Here is an 18,984-nt window from a genome sequence, read left to right as displayed (position 1 = left end):
GCTCCGAAGGCTGCGGCGCCCGCCTCATTGCCCCAGGCACCCACCCCGCTGCGCCAGGACGGTCGCTGCAACGATGAACAGACCCTGCCGCCGCTGCGCGGCAGCGCCGCCGATACCGCACTGCTCAGCGTCAGCGACACCGACCCGCGCGCCCAGCTGCAATCGCTGGTGCAGATGTCGCTGGACCGCAGCCGGACGATCGGCGTGGCCAAGCTGCTGACCCAGGCGGCCGAGGCCGACCTGGCCGAGTCCAAGGCCCAGCGCATGCCGGCCGTCGCTGTGAACGGCACGGCCGGACATATCGGCAGCATCGTCTCCGGCATCAACGAGGCCCGCGGCCTGCAGGGCACGGTGACGGTGCAGGCCAGCGCGCCGCTGTACGACTTCGGCCGCATCGCCAAGCTGACCGAATGGCGCAGCAACCTGCTGGACGCCGCCCGCTTCAGCCAGGCCGGCGCCGAGGAGCAGCTCTCGCTGCAGACGGTGAGCCTGGCGCTGGACCGCAACCGCTACATCCTGCAGGCCCAGGTCTACCGCCAGTACGTGCGCAAGATGGCCTGCCTGGTCGACGCGCTGCAGATCATCACCTCCGCCGACCGCGGCCGCGCCAGCGAGCTGGTGCAGGCGCAGAAGAGCCTGCAGCAGGCCGACCTCTCGCTGGAGCAGACGATGAGCGCGCTGCGCCAGACGGAGGTGCGCCTGAAGCGCTACGTCGGCGACTCGCTGCCGCCCAGCGCCGGCATGAGCTCGGTGCTGGCCCAGATCCCCGACCTCGACCAGATGCAGGCCGACATGGTCGCCGCGCCCGACGTGGCCCAGGCCACCGCGCAGGCCAATGCGCAGAAGAGCTATGCCGATTCCGTGCGCGCCGGCCAGAAGCCGAGCCTGGGCGTGCTGATCAACGCCAGCAAGGTGGCCGGCGCGTCCAGCTCGGTCAGCTGGCTGGGCGGCGTCACCGTCAACATCCCGCTGATGACGCCGGGCGGCAGCGACACCGTGCGCGCCGCCGAGAAGCGCTACGAGGCCGCCGACCTGCAGCGCGACGACACCATCGAGGCCAAGCGCTACCGGCTGCTGGACGTCTACGAGCAGACCACCTCCGCGCTGGACCGCGCGCGCCGCATCGTCGAGGTGCTGCGCAACAGCGACCGGGTGCGCGCCGCCACGCTGCAGCAGTGGCAGGAACTGGGCCGGCGCTCGCTGTTCGACGTGATGGCGGCGGAGGGCGACTACTACTCGATGCGGATCTCGCATGTGAATGCGCTGTTCGACACGGAGCAACTGGTGGCGCTGATGTGGTCGATGGGGCGCGGGGTCACGACGCCGCTGAGGTAACCTGTTAGCTCCATGCATCTCGGCCTTGTCACGATCCAGCGCAACCGCGGCCCCTGGCTGATCGAGTGGTTCGCCTTCCACTGGCTGGTGGGCTTCCGCAAGTTCCACTTCTACGCCCACATGTGCACCGACGAGACCCACGCGGTGCTCGCCGCGCTGGGCCGCCGCTTCGACATCTCCGCCTACGTGATCCCCGACCAGCAGGACCGGGTGCAGCTGGCGGCGTACCAGCACGCCTGCGACAACGCGCTCGCGGACGTGGACTGGATGTGCTTCTTCGATGGCGACGAGTTCGTCTTCCCGGTCCAGCACGACACGCTGCCCGAGGCGCTGGCCGAGTTCGATGCCGACCCGTCGGTGACGGCGGTGGGTGTCTACAACCGCAACTTCGGCAGCAGCGGGCACGTCAAGGAGCCGCCGGGTCTGGTGACCGGGAACTACCGCTGGCGCGCGGCCGAAGGCTTCCTCTCAGAGCGACGCGTCAAGAGCTTCGTGCGCGGGCGGCAGAAGGTCACGACGACCAGTTGCAGCCATGTGTTCGTCACGCCCAACGGGACCATCGACGAACAGCATCGTCCGGTGCCCTGGGGCTATGTGCCCGAGCTGGTGCCCAGCTTCGACAAGCTGCGCATGAACCACTACGTCTGCCAGAGCCGCGAATACTTCGAGACCTTCAAGCGCAGCAGCGGGCATGCGGATGCCAGCGCGGCGGCGCAGCGCGAGGAGGACTGGTGGCAGCGCTTCGATACCAACGAGGTGAGGGACGACTCGATGGATCGGTTCGCCGGGCCGCTGCGGACGCTGGTGAGCGAGATCCGCGCGGAGCTGGGGTTGCCCGCGCTGGCGGATGCGGTGCCGGCGCCGAGGGACGAGGCCAGCAAGACCTGACCCCTCGGGTGGCGGGATGTGCAAGTCGCGCCATGCCACCGAGGGGAGAACGCCGTCATTCGGCAGCCTCGGGCTCGTTCTCGGTGTGCCGGTCTGGCTCCGTGGTGCGGAGCAGCTCCTTCAGGACGGACGTGGCGTAGGTCCCGGCGGGCAGGGAGAACGTGAGCACCAGTTGATCGGCTTGCGGCCATTCCCATGACAGGTCCGCCGGGCTCGCCACCAGGGCGCGGCGCTCCTGATCCAGGCCGGCGTGTTCCATGCCGTCGCACAAGGTGGGGTGACGTTCAGCCACGCTGTTCTCCAGGGCCTGCGCCTGGTCGGCGGTGGTCACGCGGCCCCGTCCCCAGAGCGGTCCGGTCGGCCGGCCCGCTTCGTCCATCACGTCACCGGCCAGGGTCTTGCCCCAGAGTCCCTGCTGGATTCGCAGCGCCAGCACTTCGTTGAAGACCAGGGAGCGCACCGCCGACAGGTAGATGCTCTTCTTCCTCGGGTTGCGCACGCGGATCTCGCGCGCCAGCATCGCCCGGCCCTGCTCGACGTTGCCGCCCTCGAAGCCGAAACGCTGGGGGCCGAAGTAGTTGGGCACGCCCTGCGACGCCACGGCCTTGAGATTGGCTTCGATGGCGTCGCGCTCGCCGCTCACATCACGCAGCACGATGCGGAAGCGGTTGCCCAGCAGGTCGCCGCGGCGCAGCTTCTTCAGGTGGCGGTTCTGGCTCAGCACCTTGAATTCCGGGTGCTGAAGCAGGGTCAGGTCAGGCGTCTCGCCCTTCGGCAGGTAGATGCTGAACCACTGACGGGTGATGGCGTAGCGGTCCTTGAGGCCGGCATAGCCCACATCCCTTTCCTGCACGCCGGCGGCCTCGGCCAGCTGCTGCGCGACGAAGGCGGTGTTGGCACCGTTCTTCTCGATGTCCAGCCAGATGTGTTCGCCCTCGCCGGAGGGCAGCTGAAGCGGCATTTCGGTCACGATGAAATCCTCGTTGAGGAGCTTCAGGGTGGCGCTGGCGCCGCTGGCCGGATAGGCGTTGGGCCAGTGCGGCAAGGTCGTGTATTGAGCGTCGGTCATGGGCTGGTCCAAAACGTGATTCTCTCCCGACCCGGGATGCTTCCAGGCCGGTGGTGCTCGATTGCGCGGCGATTCATCGCAAATCCGGAACGGTCCGTTTCAGGAACCCTGTCTTTTGAACTCGGGAAGGTCCCCGATGTCTCGGCTTGTGTGGTGGCACTTCGCCCGCCACATGACCTAGAAGGAAAAGACCTTGAAGTACAAAAACTTTGCTCTTTCTGCGATCGCGCTGGCGGCCAGTTCAGTCGCGTTCGCCCAATCCCCGGATTCGCAGGTGACGCTGTATGGCACCCTCGATGCCAGTGTCCAGGCGCTCCATGGGGCCTCTACGCAGTCGCGCGTCCAGTCGGGCGGGCTCTCGGATTCGCGCATCGGCCTGCGGGGTAGCGAAGACCTCGGCGGCGGCCTCAAGGCCTTCTTCACGCTGGAGTCCGGCATCAATCTGGACGATGGCACCAATGGCCAGGGCTCCTTCTGGGGCCGCCAGGCTTTCGTCGGCCTGGCCACGCCGTACGGCAAGGTCTCGCTGGGCCGCCAGTACAGCAGCATCTATGAGCTGACCAGCGACTTCAGCCAGTTCTCCAACGTCGGCGTGGGCGCCAGCACGGCGGTGATCGGCGGCTTCGGCGGCTATGAGCCGGTACGCGGCAGCAACAACTCGGCGACCGGCAATGGCGGCCCGACGCGGGTCAACAACTCGGTGAAGCTGGAGTCCGCCAGCTACAAGGGCTTCACGGCCGGCGCGCTGTGGGGCGCGGGCGAAGTGGCAGGCGATACCTTCGGCAACCGCACTTCCGACATCTACGGCCGCTACAACGGCCACGGCTTCGAAGGGATGGTGTCCGTGGTGAACGACAAGTCGGATCAACTGGGCCGGAACGTGCGCACCGTGTCGGGCGCCGCGGCCTACGACTGGGGCAACTACCGCTTCAACGGCGGCCTCATCCAGGTCGACGACCGCAGCGTCGCGGACAAGGACGGCAAGGGCTACTGGCTGGGTGCCAGCTACCGCATGGGCCCGCACCTGTTCAAGAGCCAGTACGTCGAGAGCAGCAACGACGGCGCGCTGGCCGACGGCAAGACCCAGGCCTTCGGTGTCGGCTATCAGTACGACCTGTCCAAGCGGACCGCCCTCTACAGCTCGGTGACGCGCTTCAAGAACGATGGCCTGGGCTATGTCGACCGCGCAGCGGGCCTCATCCCCGTAGGTCTGACCGACGCGTCTCACCGCAACCTGACTGAAGTCGTCGCCGGTATCCGTACCAGCTTCTGACCGTCAACGGGGCCTGCTGGGCGGGCGATGCGCGCCGGTGCGTGACAGCGACACCGACAGGCCGGACGGGTGGACTGAAGGAGGCTGATCGTCAGCCCAGTCCACCCATCGCTGTCACCGTGCGGGCGAATCCTTCCGCCAGCGGTGTCGTCGCACGCCAGCCCAGTGCCTCGATCCGCGCCGTGTTCGGCACGCTGCGCCCCACCTTGCTGCGCAGGTATCCAGCCGCATCCGCCGGCTCGCGGGTGCTGAACTCCACCTGCAGGCCCAGCTCCGGATACAGGCCCACCAGCAACTCCGCCAGGCCCCGCATCGAGATCTCCGCCTCGGGGTTGCCGACGTTGTAGGCAAGACCTGGCACCCCGTTCAGCAGCGCCGTGAAGAACCCCGCCGTCGCATCGCCCAGATAGCAGAAGGGCCGCATCGCGAGCCCGTCGCTCTTCAGCACGATGTTGCGCCGCGCCAGGATGTCGCCGACGAAATCGGCGAACACGCGGCCGTCGTCCAGCGCCATACCGGGCCCGTAGGTGTGGAAGGGCCGCACGATGCGCGCCGGCACGCCGTGCTGGTGGTGCCAGGCCACGCAGAGCGTCTCGCCCAGGCGCTTGCTCTCGGCGTAGCAGGCGCGCACGGTCGCCGGGTCGAGATAACCGTAGTCAGTCTCGGTCAGCCGGCGCGAGTCATCGACCGGCACGCCGTAGACCTCGCCGCTGCTGAAGAACAGGAAGGACTTGCAGTCGCTGTCCTTCGCATGCTGCAAGAGCTGCCGCGTGCCCGTGGCATTGGCATCCAGCGTGCCCACCGGATCGGCGCCGTAGAAACGCGGGCTGGCCTGGCTCGCCGCGTGGACGATGAAGTCGGCCTTGGGCAGATCAGGCCGCAGCGGCGCGGCGATGTCCTGGGCCAGCAACTCCACATCCTGCAGATGGCCGAGGCGCTGCCGGGCCTTCTCCGGATTGCGCACCAGCCCGACGATGCGGATGCCGGCCTTGCGCTGCGCATTCAGTGCCGCCAGCGTCTCGACCATATAGGCCGGCAGGAAGCCGCCGGCGCCGGAGACCAGCACCGTCGCGCCGTTCAACTGCTCCCAGGGCAGCGGCTGCTCGAGGATGCGGGCGATGTCCTCCGCGACGATGGCCTTGCTGTTGCCGCTCATCACTCCTCGCGCAGCCGGCGCAGCACACCCAGGCGCCGCGCATGCCAGCGCATCACCTTTTCAATCGCCGCGGTCGTGCCCACCGCCTGCTTGAGGCCCAGGCGATCGCGCACCGCCGTGAGGTCCGGATAGAAGTCCGCCTTCCGGCTGTTCGCCGCCGGCTGGCTCATGTACACGAGCTTGGGCGTCGGCAGCGTGCGCTCGGCCACCAGCGCGGCGATCTCGCCGTGGCTGACAGGCTCCGCGCCGCCGAGGTTGTAGACCTCGCCGTCGCGCCCGTCCACCAGCATCTTCAGCAGCCAGGCCGCCGCATCGCTGCCGTAGAGATAGCTGCGCCGCGTCGTGCCGTCGCCATGCAGGCGGATGTCGTTGCCCGACAGCGCGTCGCGGATGAAGTTGTTGGCCGCCCAGGGCGCATCCAGCGGCTGGTGCGGGCCGATGAAAGTAAAAGCCCGCGCGGTGCAGACGGGGATGCGCCACTGGCTCGCGTACAGGTTCGCCAGGTTCTCCGCGGCGCGGCGCGACTCGGCGTAGACGTTGTGCACGCGGGTGAAGTCGAGCGCGCCGATATCGCCCTCGGCGCGCGGCTGCGAGGCGTCCTTCTGCTCGCCCAGCACCAGGCCGGAGCTGAGGTTGACGACGCGATGGATCAGCTCGAGCCGCGCAGCGGCGGCCAGCGCATGGCCCAGGCCGTGCAGCGCGGTCTCGTGCACGCGCAGCGGCTCGGAGGCATGGACCCGCGGGTCGGCGATGCCGGCGGCGTAGAGCACCAGCGTCGTGTCGCGCGGCAGCTCGAAGGCATCGCGCACGTCCGCCGATTGCAGCGTCACGTCGGGTCGCTGGGCGAGATGTGGATTCGCGTCGTTCCAGGCGGAGGTCGAACGCCCCAGCAGGTCCACGCGCACGCGGCTGCCGAGTTCATCATTCAATGCCGCCACGCATTCCGCGATCCAGGTGCCGACGAAACCCGTCCCGCCGACGACCGCGACCCGGTGGCCGCTGAGCCGCTTTGCCAGCTCCGGCTGCAGTTGCAGCGAGGCCAGGCAGTCCTGCCGGGTGGCGCGCTGCAGCAGCTCATCCATGGCTCACCTCCGCGCGTGCCTTCTGGCTTTCCTTCAAGGCCAGCGCCACCTCCAGGATCAGGCTCTCCTGGCCCGCCACCGCATTGCGCCGGCCCAGCTCGAAGAAGATGTCGCGCGGGTCCACGCCGTGCTCGGCGCCGATCGCCTGCACATGCTTGATGAAGCCGCTGAACACGCCGGCCATGCCGCTGACGATGCTGGTCGACGAGATGTAGGGCATGGACTTGACCATGGTCTTCTCGGCCAGGTCGGCCGCGTCCAGCATCTTGTAGAGATCGATGCCGGTCTCGTAACCCATCTGCTGGAACACGGCCACCAGCACCTCCAGCTGCGCATTGCCCGCACCCGCGCCGAAGCCGCGCGCGCTGCCGTCGATGATGGCCGCGCCGGCCTCCGCCGCGGCCACCGAGTTGGCGATGCCCATGCCCAGGTTGTTGTGGGCGTGGAAGCCGACGGGGATGTTCAGCGCGTTGACCAGCGTGTCGATGCGGCGGGTCACGTCGGCCGGCAGGTAGGCGCCGGCGGAGTCCATGATCACCAGCGCCTCGGCGCCGTAGGCCTCCATCTTGCGGCCCTCGTCGGCCAGGGTTTCGGGCGAGGCCATGTGGCTCATCATCAGCACGCCGTAGACCTCCTTGCCGCGCTTGCGCGCGTACTCGATGTGGCGCTGGGTCACGTCGGCCTCGGTGCAGTGGGAGCCGACGCGGAACACGTCCACACCCAGGTCCACCGCCATCGTCAGGTGGCGCTGGATCGTGCAGAAGCCCGGGATGATGTGGATCGCCATCTTCGAGCGTGGCAGGTGTTCGCGCGCGGTCTTCAGGATGGTCTCGTCGCTGAGCGCGCATTCGCCCACCAGCAGCGAGGAGGCGCCCAGACCGTTGCCATGGCCCACCTCGACGATCGGCACGCCGGCCGCATCGGCCGCGGCGCAGTAGGCGGCGAAGCTCTCCTGCGAGATCTGGTGGCGCACCGCATGGTTGCCGTCGCGCAGCGTCGGGTCGCTGATCAGGATCTTCTTGCCCATGGTGATGCTCCTCACTCCATCCGTTGGCGCGCGATGCGCTCGGCGATGCCGATGGCGGCGCAGTTGATGATGTCCAGGTTGCCGGCGTAGCGCGGCAGGTAGTCGCCGTTGCCCAGCACCTTGACGGTGGTCATGACCTTGCCGCCCTCGATCGTCGGCGGCACGATGACCTGGTAGCCGGGCACGTAGGGCGTGATGCGCGCCACCATCTCGTCCACCGAGCGGCGGATCGCGGCCAGGTCGGGCTTGTCGACCTTGGCGTAGATGGTGGTCTGCATGTCGATCGGCGGGCGCGCGGGGTTGAGGATCAGGATCGCCTTGGCGCTCTTCGAGCGGCTGAAGCTGCACAGCGCCTGCTCGGTGGTGTCGATGTACTCGTCGAGGTTGGCGCGCGTGCCGGGCCCGGCGCTGCGCGAGGCGATGCTGGAGGCCACCTCGATGTACTCGATGCCGTCCTGCGCCTGCAGGATGGCCGTGGCGATCGGCACCGAGGCCTGGCCGCCGCAGGTGACCATGTTGATGTTCTGCGCGCCGCTGCGGAGGATCTCGTCGGTGTTGATCGCCGGCACGCAGAACTCGCCGATCTTCGCTGGCGTCATGTCGATGACCGTCTTGCCCAGCTTCTGCAGCACCGGCCAGTGCTCCAGGTGCGCGGCGGCCGAGGTGCAGTCGAAGACGATGTCGATGTCGTCTGCGTGTTCGACGATGCCCTGGATGCCGCGGTCCGAGATGCGTGCGCCCAGCCGGCTGGCCTTCTGCATGCCGTCGGAGCGCAGGTTGCGGCCGACGAAGAGCGTGCATTCGAGCCAGTCGGAACGCATCGCCTTGATCAGCAGGTCGGTGCCGATATTGCCGGTGCCCAGGATGGCGACGCGGGTCTTCTGTCGTTTCATCGTCTTGTCTCCTCGGCTGTGTGGGTCAGCGCAGCGACTTCGATTTCTCGTGCACACCCACCAGCATCGCGTCCTCCAGCGCCGGCAGCGGCACCAGCGGGGACAGGTCTTCCAGCGGCGGCGAGACCAGCGTGCCCTGCGGCGTCTGCGCCAGCGAGAGCTTGGGCACGAAGAGCTGCTCGGGGTGCATGAACACCTCGCAAATCACCGGACCGGTGGCCGCCTGCACCTGGGCCAGCACGTCGTTGCACTCGTCCCAGCCGCGGATCTGGAAGGCCGGGATGCCGAAGGCCGCGGCCAGCTTGCTGAAGTCCGGGCACGACAGGCCCGAGCTCTTCGTCGTGCCCACGTAGCCCGCCTTGTTGAACAGGGCGTTCTGCGTGTGCTTGATCATCAGGTAGCCGTCGTTGTTGAAGATGAACAGCTTGATCGGCAGCTGGTGGTGGACGATGGTCTGCAGCTCCTGCAGGTTCATCATCATCCCGCCGTCGCAGTTCAGGCACATCACCTCGCCGCGGTCGTTGGCGAAGGAGGCGCCGATCGCGGCCGGCAGGCCGTAGCCCATCTCGCCGAGGCCCGTGGAGGTCATCAGCCGCTGGCCGGGACCGAACTTCAGCACCTGGTGGCCGCAGAGCAGGGCGGTGCCCATGTCGGTCACGACGATCTGGTCGGGCTTGAAGACCCCGTTCAGCCGCTCCATGAAGCGGTAGGAGTTGATGAAGCCGCCGGCGTCGTCATGCTCGGGGCCGATCCAGGGGAAGGCCTCGCGGTAGTGATCGCAGCGGGCGAGCCACTCGCTCTTGGCGCCGATGCCGGGGCGGCTCGCTGTGCGCAGCGCATCGATGAAGGCGCCGGCGTCCGCATGGATGAACTCTTTCAGCCGCGAGCCCAGCTTGCTGCCTTCGGTCGGGTCGATGTCCACCACGTCGATGGTGGCGCCGCGGGCCAGCTCCGAGAGGTCGTAGCCGATCTGCGGGATCGCCAGGCGATTGCCAATGGACAGCACGTAATCGCTGTTCTGCAGCACGAAGTTGGCCGAGCGCTGGCCGTAGACGCCGGCGCGGCCGATCACGCGCGGGTGGCTGGAGTCCAGCATGTCGATGCCGGCCCAGCTGACGAGGGCGGGAATGTCCAGCTCGTCCACCAGCGCCTTCAGCGCCTCGGTGGCGCCCGCGAGGCGGATGCCGTGGCCCAGCCACAGCACCGGGCGCTCGGCCTTGCGCAGCGCCTCGACCACGCGCATAACGGCGTCCTTCGACGGCGCCAGGCGCGGCTCGTCCTCCGGCTTGAAGCGCTCGAAGGCCGCTTCGTCGAGCCGCGCGCTCTGCACGCTCATCGGGATCTCCACCCACACCGGGCCGGGCCGGCGGTCCAGCGCGATGTGCGCGGCCATCTCCAGCTCGTACAGCGCGCGCGCCGGCTCGTTCACGCGGCTCGCGAACTTGGTGACCTTCTCGATCATCTGCACCGTGTCGTAGCCCTGCACGCCCCACATGCGCAGCGGGTTGTCGGGGCTGCAGAACTTGCCGTTCTCGTTGCCGGCGATCACGAGGCCGGGCACCGAATCGGCCCAGGCCGAGACCACGCCGGTGACGCCGTTGGTGGCGCCGCCGCCGGTGGTCAGCAGCGCCGCGGCGAGCTTGCCGTGGGTGCGGTAGTAGGTCTGCATCGCCATCGTCGCGGCCTGCTCGTGGTGGACGCAGACGATCTCGGTATAGCCGTGGCGGGCGATCGATTCGAACAGGTGGACGTTGCCTGCGCCGATGATGCCGAACGCATGGCGGATGCCCATCTCCTCCAGCAGTTGGGCGATGCGGTCGCTGACCTTGACTTCAGTATTCGTCGTCATGCTCATGTTCAGAAATTCAGGCCGAAGAATTCCTCGATCTTCTCGGCGATGAAATCGAGTTGCGGTTCGCCAAGCGCCGGGAAGGTGCCGAGCCAGAAGGTCTGGTTCATCACCACGTCGGAGTTGGCGAGGCTGCCGGCCACGCGGAAGTTGCGGCCGGCCATATAGGGCTGCTTGGTCAGGTTGCCGGCGAACAGCAGGCGCGTGCCGATCTTGTTCTGTTCCAGGTAGTTGATCAGGTCGGCCCGCTTGGCGCCGCTGCTTTCCTTCAGCACCAGCGGGAAGCCGAACCAGCTCGGCTCGGAGTTCGGCGTGGCCTCGGGCAGGTGCAGCATCTCGGCGCAGCTCTGCAGGCGGTGCTTCAGGTACGCGAAATTCGCGCGCCGCTTGGCGATGAATTCCTCGACCCGCTCCAGCTGCGCCAGCGCGCAGGCGGCCTGCATGTCGGTGATCTTCAGGTTGTAGCCGAGGTGGCTGTAGGTGTACTTGTGGTCGTAGCCTTCGGGCAGGTCGCCGCCCAGCTCGGCCTTGCTCCAGCAGAAGCGCTTGTTGCAGGTGTTGTCCTTGCCGGGAGCGCAGTAGCAGTCGCGGCCCCAGTCGCGGAACGATTCGGCGATCAGCTTGAGCTCGGCGTTGTTGGTGAAAACCGCGCCGCCTTCGCCCATCGTGATGTGGTGGGCCGGGTAGAAGGAGAGGGTGCCGATGTCGCCGAAGGTGCCGACCTTCTGCCCGCGGTAGGTGGCGCCCAGCGCGTCGCAGCAGTCCTCGACCAGCCACAAGTTGTACTTCTTGCAGAGCGCGGTCACCGCGTCCAGGTTGAACGGGTTGCCCAGCGAATGGGCCAGCATGATGGCCTTGGTCTTCGGCGTGATGGCCGCCTCGATCAGCGAGGCGTCGATATTGTGCGTGGCCAGGTCCACGTCCACGAAGACCGGCACCGCGCCGAACTGCAGGATCGGGTTGACCGTGGTCGGGAAGCCGGCGGCCACGCCGATCACCTCGTCGCCCGGCTTGATGGCGCGCTCGCCCAGGCGCGGCGAGGTCAGCGCCGAGAAGGCCACCAGGTTGGCGCTGGAGCCGCTGTTGACGGTGATGCAGTGCTGCACGCCGATGAACTCGGCCAGGCGGCGCTCGAACTCGGTATTGAAGCGGCCGGTGGTGAGCCAGCCGTCCAGCGAGGCCTCCACCATCAGCTGCAGTTCGCGTGCGCCGATCACCTTGCCGGAGACGGGCACGACGCTCTCGCCGGGCACGAAGGGCTTGGGCGCGTAGGCGATGTCGGCGTATTGCTGGACCAGCTCGCTGATCTGGGTGCGCAGCTTGTCGAGCTGCGGCTGGAAGTTGACGGGTGCGTTCATGGTTACTTCGAATATTCGGAAATCTGCTGCAGGCACAGCGCGCGCATGTCCGCGCCGCCGCGCCAGGCCTGGTGCCATTCGATGATGCGGGCCAGCGCCTGTTCCAGCGGCCAGCGCGGGGTCCACTGCAGGCGGCTGCGGGCCTTGGAGATGTCCAGCTTCAGGTAGTGGGCCTCGTGCGGATGCTCGCCGGGCTGCAACTGCCAGCGGGCCGCGTCGCCCCAGGCCGCGCACATGCGCTCGACGATCCACTGCACCGGCCGCGCGTCTTCATCGCGCGGGCCGAAGTTCCAGCCCTCGGCGTTCAGCTGGCCTTGCTCGTAAAGCGACTGAGCCAGCAGCAAATAGCCCGACAGCGGCTCCAGCACGTGCTGCCAGGGCCGGATCGCATGCGGGTTGCGGATCTCGACCGGCTGCTGCTGTTCCAGCGCGCGCAGGATGTCCGGCAGCAGCCGATCCGCCGCCCAGTCACCGCCGCCGATCACATTGCCGGCGCGGGCCGAGGCCAGCGCGATGCCGGTGTTCTGCATGAAGCTCTTGCGGTAGGCGCTCGTGACCAGTTCCGCGCAGCCCTTGCTGTTGCTGTAGGGGTCGTGGCCGCCCATCGCTTCGTCCTCGCGGTAGCCCCAGGCCCACTCGCGGTTCTCGTAGCACTTGTCGGTAGTGACGCTGACGACGGCCTTCACCGTGCCCGCATGCCGCGCCGCTTCCAGCACATGGACCGTGCCCATCACATTGGTGGCGTAGGTCTGCACCGGCTCGACATAGGACAGACGCACCAGCGGCTGGGCCGCCATGTGGATCACGATCTCGGGCTTCACGCGTGCGAAGGCGGCCTGCACCGCCTCGAGATCGCGCACGTCGCCGACGATGTGCTCGCGCAGGCCCTGGGCTACATGCGCGACGTCGAACAGCGCCGGCGTCGTCGGCGCGGCGAGCGAATAACCCGTTACTTCAGCGCCCAGCGATTGCAGCCAGAGCGAGAGCCAGCTGCCCTTGAAGCCGGTGTGGCCGGTCAGCAGGACGCGCTTGCCTTGCCAGAACTCGCTGCTTGCATTCACTCCCACACCTTCCACGGGGCCTTGCCGCTCGCCCACAGCTCCTCAAGATGCATCTTGTCGCGCAGCGTGTCCATCGGCTGCCAGAAACCTTGATGCTTCCAGGCCATCAGCTCGCCTTCCTCGGCCAGTTGCGCCAGCGGCTCCTGCTCCCAGATCGTCGAGTCGTCCTTCAGCGTGGACAGCACGCGCGGCGAGAGCACGAAGAAGCCGCCGTTGACCATGCCGGCCTCGCTGCGCGGTTTTTCAATGAAGCGGGTGATGCGCTCGCCGTCCAGGTCGATCACGCCGAAGCGGGCCGGCGGGATGGTGGCGGTCAGCGTGGCCTTGCGGCCGTGGTTGCGGTGGAACTCGATCGAGGCGGAGATGTCCACGTTCGCCACGCCGTCCCCGTAGGTGAAGCAGAAGGCCTCGTCGTTCTCCACGTAGCGGGCCACGCGCTTCAGGCGCCCGCCGGTCATCGAGTGGTCGCCGGTGTCCACCAGCGTGATGTTCCAGGGCTCGGCGCGCTTGTGGTGGACTTCCATCCGGTTCGACCGCATGTCGAAGGTGACGTCCGACATGTGCAGGAAGTAGTTGGAGAAATACTCCTTGATCACCATGCCCTTGTAGCCGCAACAGATCACGAAGTCGTTGACGCCGTGGTGCGCGTACATCTTCAGGATGTGCCACAGGATGGGCCGGCCGCCGATCTCCACCATGGGCTTCGGGCGGATGGTGGTTTCCTCGCTCAGGCGAGTGCCCAGGCCGCCGGCCAGGATCACGGCTTTCATAGGGAACGAGGATAGTTTTTCACGCCTCTATTCTGAGGCTACGAAGGCGTCCGAATGGAAGGAATAGGCCGGCAAACCCTGCGCACATAACGAATTAGCCGCACTGACGATCATCTGCTGCGATCCGCAGGCATAAACGACGGTGCTGGCGAGGTCCAGGCGGCGGGCCAGCAGCACGTCCTGGACGTGGCCGCGCTCGCCCGTCCAACTCTCGTCGGCCCTGGACAGGACGGGGATGTACGTCAGGCTGGGCATCTGCGGCGGCTGCCAGAACAGGTCTTGGGGGCGGCGGCCGCCCCACAGCAGCGTGATCGAGCGCGGTTGCGCGGGCAGGGCGGCGATCTCGGTCAGCAGCGCGCGGATCGGCGCGATGCCGGTGCCGGTGGCGAGCAGCACGAGGTCGAGCCCGGCCACCTCGCGCAGGAAGAAGGTGCCGCGCGGGCCCTCGATGCGCAGCAGGTCGTTGGCCTTGGCGGCGCCGAACCAGTAGGCGCTCATCGCGCCGTCGTCCACCTGGCGGATCATCAGCTCCAGGCGCCCGTCCTCGCGTGGCGCCTGGGCCAGCGAGTAGGCGCGGCGCAGGCCGCCCGCACCGATGACGTTGACGTACTGCCCCGGCAGGTAGCGCAGCTTCGCCGTGGGCGGCAGGCGCAGCGTGACGTGGACGACATCGGGCGCGGGGCGCTCGATCGTGTCGATGCGGGCCGGGTGGGTCTGCGTGGCGATGCCTGCGAGCCGGGTCAGATCCTCGGCGTCGAGCGAGCAGTCGGTGGTGGCGGCATCGGTGCAGGTGAGGATCCAGCCTTCGGCCCGATCCTGCGATGAGAGCCACAGGTCCTTGCCGACGGTCTGCACCTCGCCGCCCAGCAGCTTCGTCTTGCAGGTGCCACAGCGCCCGGTGCGGCAGCTGTGCTCCAGATGCAGGCCCGCGTCGAGCGCGCAGTCCAGCAGGCTGCGGCCGGCCGAGGCCGTGAACGCAGGCCCGCGGCTCAGCCGCACTTCAAAGGGCATGGCCCAGCCCCAGCAGGTTCAGCGCGGCCACCGCGTCGTCCAGCTGTCCCGCGGCCTGCGCCATCTGCAGGTAGGTGCCGCGGGTGCCGGGGTTGAGGATCTGGTAGACCGGGTTCAGGAAGGCGCGGCGCATCGCGGCGTCGTGCGGGTAGTAGGCGTGGGCGATCTTGCCGAAGGCGTCGAAGTCCAGGTGCCAGCGGCGGAACTCGGAGCCGAGGTCCTCGGTCAGCGTGCGGTCGTTGTCCATGCGGGCCAGGATCGTCGGCTCGGGCAGGTAGAGCAGCTTGCCTTGCTGGCGCACCAGCATGTCCATCACCTGGTAGACGTGCAGGTAGCGGCTGCCGATCGCGTCCGGGTGCAACTGCGTGGCGCGCCAGGCGGCGGTGCGAAAGCCGATCGTGGACAGGAAGGAAAACGTGCCGATGAAGGAGTCCACGTGGCTGAAGTAGTCCAGCGGCTCGTCGTGGTGGGCGAAATCGATCAGCCGCGGCTCGGTGTGGGCCTTGCCGATCTTCTGCATGCCGATCGGGTTCAGCTCGCGGTCGCAGAGCACGCGGTCGGTGGTGAACACATCGGGCCGGTGCCGCTCCATCGCCACGGCGAGGTAGGCAAGCAGGCCCGGCCGCACCGCGTCGTCGTCGCCGATCAGCATCGCGTACTCGCCGTCGGCACCGGCCACCGCGGCGAGGTAGTTGCGGTCGGGGCCGATGTTGCGCGGGTTGCGCATGTACTTCAGGTTCATGCCCTGGTCCTGCCAGGCGCGGCAGCGGGCGGCGGTGTCGTCGCTGGAGCAGTTGTCGGAGACGACCACCTGCAGCCGCTCGCCGAGCGTCGCCATGTCGGTCGCCAGCGACTCGATCAGCACCGCCAGGTAGTGGGCGCGGTTGTAGCTGGCGATGCAGACGGAGAAGGTGACGTTGTTGTTGCTCATGCGCTGACCGGTGCGGGTGCGGGCTGCTGGCCGTGCGAGGCGACGACGAAGCGGGGCGAGACGAAGAGGCGGGCATCGCGCCGGCGCAGCTGCGCGTGCAGCGTGACGTGCTCGCAGGTCTCGCGGCCGTCTACGGTGCCGATGTAGCGCGCGCCGCGCAGCGCGGCCGCCTTGTACACGCCCATGCCGCCGAAGGCCGAGTCCACCGGCAGCCAGCCCTTCAGCCCGCGCCAATCGACCTGGATGCTGGTGGCTGCGAAGTGCACGGCCAGCGGCTGGCCCAGCGAGGCGTCCAGATCGACGCCGCGCAGCATGTAGTCGCCCGGGCAGATGACCGGATGCCGCAGCGCCCAGATGTCGTAGTACATGCCGGCGTTGACCGGGAAGACGGCGTCCCAGCAGTCGTCGATGCGGAAGGCGTCGGTGAAGGAACTCGCCGAGGGTAGCCCGGGCTCCAGCACGCCGTCGAGGTCGGCGACGCAGACGTAGTCGGTGTTCGACTGCAGCGCCGCTTCGAGCAGCGCATTGCGGCCGTAGGCGAGGCGGGCGGTGCGCTGCGGGAGCTTGCCTGCGAGGCCGGTCTCCTGGATCAGCCGCACGGGCAGTTCGCCGGCCAGCGCCTGCACGCGCTCGGCGGTGCCGTCGGTCGAGTCGTTCTCGAACACATGGATCTCGTGCCGACCGAACAGCCGGCCGAGGCTGTCGAGCTTGCGCAGGCTGGCTTCCACAGCATCGGCGCATTGGCGCGCGCAACCGACGAAGGCGATCGAGCGCTGCTTCAACAGCGCGGCCAGCGCGCCATCGTCCAGCGGCGTGGCGCGGGCGGTCAGCATCTCCAGGCCCTGCAGGTTCTCGTGCAGGATGTCGAGCCGGAACTGGCGCGCATTGCTCGGGCGGTTCAGCGTCAGCTCGAAGCGATCGTCGAGACGCTGCAGCCGGTAGTCGCAGAGCTGCCAGTCCTGCGGGTGCAGCGTGCGGCATTCCGACAGCACCACCTCCAGCACCTGGCTGCCCGCGGCGAAGCGGCCGACGATCTGGCGGATGAAGTCCAGCTCGCTGTTGTTGAGGATGAAGGAGGCCAGGCTCATGGCACCGTCACAGCAGGTCCAGCAGCTGCCGCGTGACGGTGCCCCAGCTGTACTGCTGCTCGAGCTGCTCGCGGGCCGCGGCGCGCTGGTCGGCGCTCGCGGTGCGGCCCTCGACCACCTCGCGCATCGCATGGATCAGGTCGTTCACATCGGGCACGACGAAGGCGCCGTTGACCTGCGGATGCTCGTCCTTGCGGCCGGGCCGGCTGGCGAGCTTGTAGCCCAGCGCCGCGGGCACGAAATCGTCGGTGGCGCCGCCGCCGCTGACGATCACATGCGTGCCGCAGCCCATCGCCTCCAGCACCGGCAGGTTGAAGCCCTCGGCGCGATAGGGCGAGACATAGGCATCCGACAGCGCGTACAGCGAGCGCATTTGCGGCAGCGTGAGGCTGGTGGTCAGAACCGAGATGCCGTCGGTCACCTGCGCGGAACCCAGCTCCGGCACCCGGCTGGCCAGGTCCGCGAAGATGCGGTCCACGCCGACGCCGTAGAGCGCCCGGTGGTCCTTGATGATCAGCCGCACCGGGAGGCCCTGCAGGCGCAACTGCGCGAAGGCCGTCAGCAGCAGGTCGATGCCCTTGTTCCAGGTGGCCACGCCGACGTTGGCGAACACGACCTCGTCGGGCTTGATGCCCAGCGGCGCGCGGGCAAGCTCGCGCTGCTCGGGCGACATCGGCTGGAACACGTCGGTCTTGTAGCCGTGCGGCACGACCAGCACCTTGTCGGCGTCGAAGCCGTAGTCGATCAGCCGGGCCTTGGCCCAGTGGCTGGGCGTGAAGACGAAGTCGTCGCCCTGGGTCAGCGCGGCCGGCGCGAGGTCCGGCGGGTCGATGCATTTGTCGTCCAGGCCGAACTCGGTGACGACGAAGGTGGCGGTGCGCCGCGCGCTGCCGGGCTTGCCCAGGCGCACCGGCGAGGCGATGCGCACGCAGGCGTCCACAACCTGCTCGCCGGGATCGGGCAGGCCGTCGATGATGGCGCGCTCCTCGGGCGAGAAGCCCGAGTCCAGCTTGCTGCGGTCCCAGTGGGGCAGGAAGTAGGGTGCGTCGCGATGGAACAGCTGGAAGCGGCCGTCCTTCACCATCTCCAGCAACTGGTTCTGGTTGACCATCGCGATGGAGTGGTTCACGCCACGCCAGCCTTCGATGCACAGGGTCTTCTTGTCCAAGAGGTGTCCGTTTCTTTACGCGCTGGCATTGTCGGGCAGGCGCGGCCGGGCCGGCGTGGGGAAATAACCCGAAGGTTCAGCGCAGTCCTGGCTTCAGAACCATTCCAGCGGCAGGTCCAGCCCGGCGCCCTTGAGCACCTCCTTGCGCTGGGCCTTCAGTTCCGGCGACGGGGCCGACCAGCGGCGGTAGATGTGCAGGAAGTCCAGCACCACGAGGTTGTTGTTGGCGCCCTCGGAGGTGCCGCGGCGTGTGCCGGTGTTGACGTAGTCCTTGTGCATGACGACGCCACCGCCCGCCCAGTGGACCGGCATGGACTTGGCGCAGACGGCGAGCAGGAAGTCCCAGTCCTCCAGCGAGGCGAGGTGCGGGTCGAAGCGGGTCTCCTCGCTCAGCAGCGAGCGGCGGTAGGCGAGGGCGTGGTTCGGGATGAAGTTCTTCACCCACAGCTGCTGCGGGTCGTGTTGGCCCAGCGCGAGCAGGCCCTGGCCCAGCGGCGGGATGCCGGGCTGGTTGCGGTCCTCGGTGATGACGGTGCAGTCGGTGAACAGCACCTGGGCTGGCGTCGAGGTGGCCTGGGCGTGCAGCGCCTGCAGGTGGTGGGGCGCGAAGCTGTCGTCATCGTCGAGGAAGACGACCCATTCGCCGCGGGCGAGCTTCAGGCCCTCGTTGCGGCTGGCGGCGGGGCCGGGTGGGCCGCTGCGCTTGAAGAAGCTGTCGCGCTCGGTGAGCAGCTCGACGGCGACGGCCGCGCTGCCGCGATCCCAGGCGTCGGCGACGACGATGACCTCGAAGTCGGCGAAGCTCTGCGCCCTTAGCGACTGCAGCGCGCGTTGCAGCAGCAGCGGGCGCAGGTGGGTGGCCGTGATGATCGAGAAGAAGGGCGTCGGCGTGCTCGGCATGGTGCTGCGGATGCTAACGCCGTGGGTCGACGGGTGATGCCTGGATAAGCGCGGGGCTTTCGCGGCGAGTCGGGTTGGCAGCGCTGCGGCCTGGGCGGCTGCGGGGCTCGGCGGTGGCGGTCTCC

At 68.2% G+C, this 18,984-nt stretch carries 17 protein-coding genes; 3 read left to right on the top strand and 14 right to left on the bottom strand.

Annotation, left to right across the window (positions count from 1 at the left end; translation table 11 throughout):
* Positions 1–1,335 (top strand): TolC family protein (locus B0W88_RS19465; RefSeq protein ID WP_233151775.1); only part of this gene is annotated, 1,335 nt, incomplete at its 5' end.
* A 12-nt stretch (positions 1,336–1,347) separates the two neighbouring features.
* Positions 1,348–2,223, top strand: a complete 876-nt coding sequence (locus tag B0W88_RS19460) for a glycosyltransferase family 2 protein (RefSeq protein WP_077036290.1) — start codon at positions 1,348–1,350, stop codon at positions 2,221–2,223.
* 55 nt (positions 2,224–2,278) lie between these two features.
* Here B0W88_RS19460 and truD read toward each other — a convergent pair whose 3' ends face one another.
* Positions 2,279–3,268, bottom strand: coding sequence for a tRNA pseudouridine(13) synthase TruD (gene truD, locus B0W88_RS19455; RefSeq protein WP_198937881.1), 990 nt, complete (start codon positions 3,266–3,268; stop codon positions 2,279–2,281).
* 217 nt (positions 3,269–3,485) lie between these two features.
* On the opposite strand from truD, the gene B0W88_RS19450 reads away from it, so the two are divergent.
* Positions 3,486–4,565: a porin gene (locus B0W88_RS19450; protein WP_077036289.1), complete on the top strand. Its 1,080-nt coding sequence runs from the start codon at positions 3,486–3,488 to the stop codon at positions 4,563–4,565.
* Positions 4,566–4,656: 91 nt separating this feature from the next.
* Here the strand turns inward: B0W88_RS19450 and B0W88_RS19445 are convergent, their stop codons facing one another.
* The 13 genes from B0W88_RS19445 to B0W88_RS19385 all read right to left on the bottom strand — a co-directional run bounded on the left by B0W88_RS19445 (position 4,657) and on the right by B0W88_RS19385 (position 18,859).
* The gene (locus tag B0W88_RS19445) at positions 4,657–5,721 is read right to left on the bottom strand and encodes an NAD-dependent epimerase/dehydratase family protein (protein ID WP_077036288.1); all 1,065 of its coding nucleotides are present in this window, start codon (positions 5,719–5,721) and stop codon (positions 4,657–4,659) included.
* Positions 5,721–6,803, bottom strand: coding sequence for an NAD(P)-dependent oxidoreductase (locus tag B0W88_RS19440; RefSeq protein WP_077036287.1), 1,083 nt, complete (start codon positions 6,801–6,803; stop codon positions 5,721–5,723). The genes B0W88_RS19445 and B0W88_RS19440 overlap by 1 nt, the downstream gene beginning before the upstream one ends.
* Complete coding sequence (gene dmpG, locus B0W88_RS33080) at positions 6,796–7,830, bottom strand: 4-hydroxy-2-oxovalerate aldolase (protein WP_077036286.1); 1,035 nt, start codon at positions 7,828–7,830, stop codon at positions 6,796–6,798. The genes B0W88_RS19440 and dmpG overlap by 8 nt, the downstream gene beginning before the upstream one ends.
* Before the next feature lie 11 nt (positions 7,831–7,841).
* On the bottom strand, positions 7,842–8,723 hold the full coding sequence (locus B0W88_RS33075; protein ID WP_077036285.1) for an acetaldehyde dehydrogenase (acetylating): 882 nt from the start codon (positions 8,721–8,723) through the stop codon (positions 7,842–7,844).
* Positions 8,724–8,748: 25 nt separating this feature from the next.
* The gene (locus tag B0W88_RS19425) at positions 8,749–10,578 is read right to left on the bottom strand and encodes a thiamine pyrophosphate-binding protein (RefSeq protein ID WP_233151774.1); all 1,830 of its coding nucleotides are present in this window, start codon (positions 10,576–10,578) and stop codon (positions 8,749–8,751) included.
* A 2-nt stretch (positions 10,579–10,580) separates the two neighbouring features.
* Entirely contained in the window at positions 10,581–11,930 is a 1,350-nt protein-coding gene (gene rfbH, locus B0W88_RS19420) for a lipopolysaccharide biosynthesis protein RfbH (protein ID WP_077036284.1), read from the bottom strand.
* A gap of 2 nt (positions 11,931–11,932) precedes the next feature.
* Positions 11,933–12,991 (bottom strand): CDP-glucose 4,6-dehydratase, encoded by a 1,059-nt coding sequence (rfbG, locus tag B0W88_RS19415; protein WP_077036283.1) that lies wholly within the window; start codon positions 12,989–12,991, stop codon positions 11,933–11,935.
* Complete coding sequence (gene rfbF / locus B0W88_RS19410) at positions 12,988–13,761, bottom strand: glucose-1-phosphate cytidylyltransferase (RefSeq protein WP_077036282.1); 774 nt, start codon at positions 13,759–13,761, stop codon at positions 12,988–12,990. The genes rfbG and rfbF overlap by 4 nt, the downstream gene beginning before the upstream one ends.
* 27 nt (positions 13,762–13,788) lie before the next feature.
* On the bottom strand, positions 13,789–14,772 hold the full coding sequence (locus B0W88_RS19405; protein WP_077036281.1) for an FAD-binding oxidoreductase: 984 nt from the start codon (positions 14,770–14,772) through the stop codon (positions 13,789–13,791).
* The gene (locus tag B0W88_RS33070) at positions 14,762–15,703 is read right to left on the bottom strand and encodes a glycosyltransferase family 2 protein (RefSeq protein ID WP_077036280.1); all 942 of its coding nucleotides are present in this window, start codon (positions 15,701–15,703) and stop codon (positions 14,762–14,764) included. Before B0W88_RS33070 ends, B0W88_RS19405 begins: the two co-directional genes overlap by 11 nt.
* The gene (locus B0W88_RS33065; RefSeq protein ID WP_077036279.1) at positions 15,700–16,791 is read right to left on the bottom strand and encodes a glycosyltransferase family 2 protein; all 1,092 of its coding nucleotides are present in this window, start codon (positions 16,789–16,791) and stop codon (positions 15,700–15,702) included. The genes B0W88_RS33070 and B0W88_RS33065 overlap by 4 nt, the downstream gene beginning before the upstream one ends.
* 7 nt (positions 16,792–16,798) lie before the next feature.
* Positions 16,799–17,959, bottom strand: coding sequence for a glycosyltransferase family 4 protein (locus B0W88_RS19390; RefSeq protein ID WP_077036278.1), 1,161 nt, complete (start codon positions 17,957–17,959; stop codon positions 16,799–16,801).
* Between the two features lie 93 nt (positions 17,960–18,052).
* Positions 18,053–18,859, bottom strand: coding sequence for a glycosyltransferase family A protein (locus tag B0W88_RS19385; RefSeq protein ID WP_077036277.1), 807 nt, complete (start codon positions 18,857–18,859; stop codon positions 18,053–18,055).
* Positions 18,860–18,984: the final 125 nt, after the last annotated feature.

Source organism: Pelomonas sp. KK5 (assembly GCF_001984095.1).
GTDB lineage: Bacteria > Pseudomonadota > Gammaproteobacteria > Burkholderiales > Burkholderiaceae_C > KK5.
The sequence above is the reverse complement of the archived record's forward strand: the minus strand, read 5'-3'. Positions and strand labels throughout refer to the sequence as shown.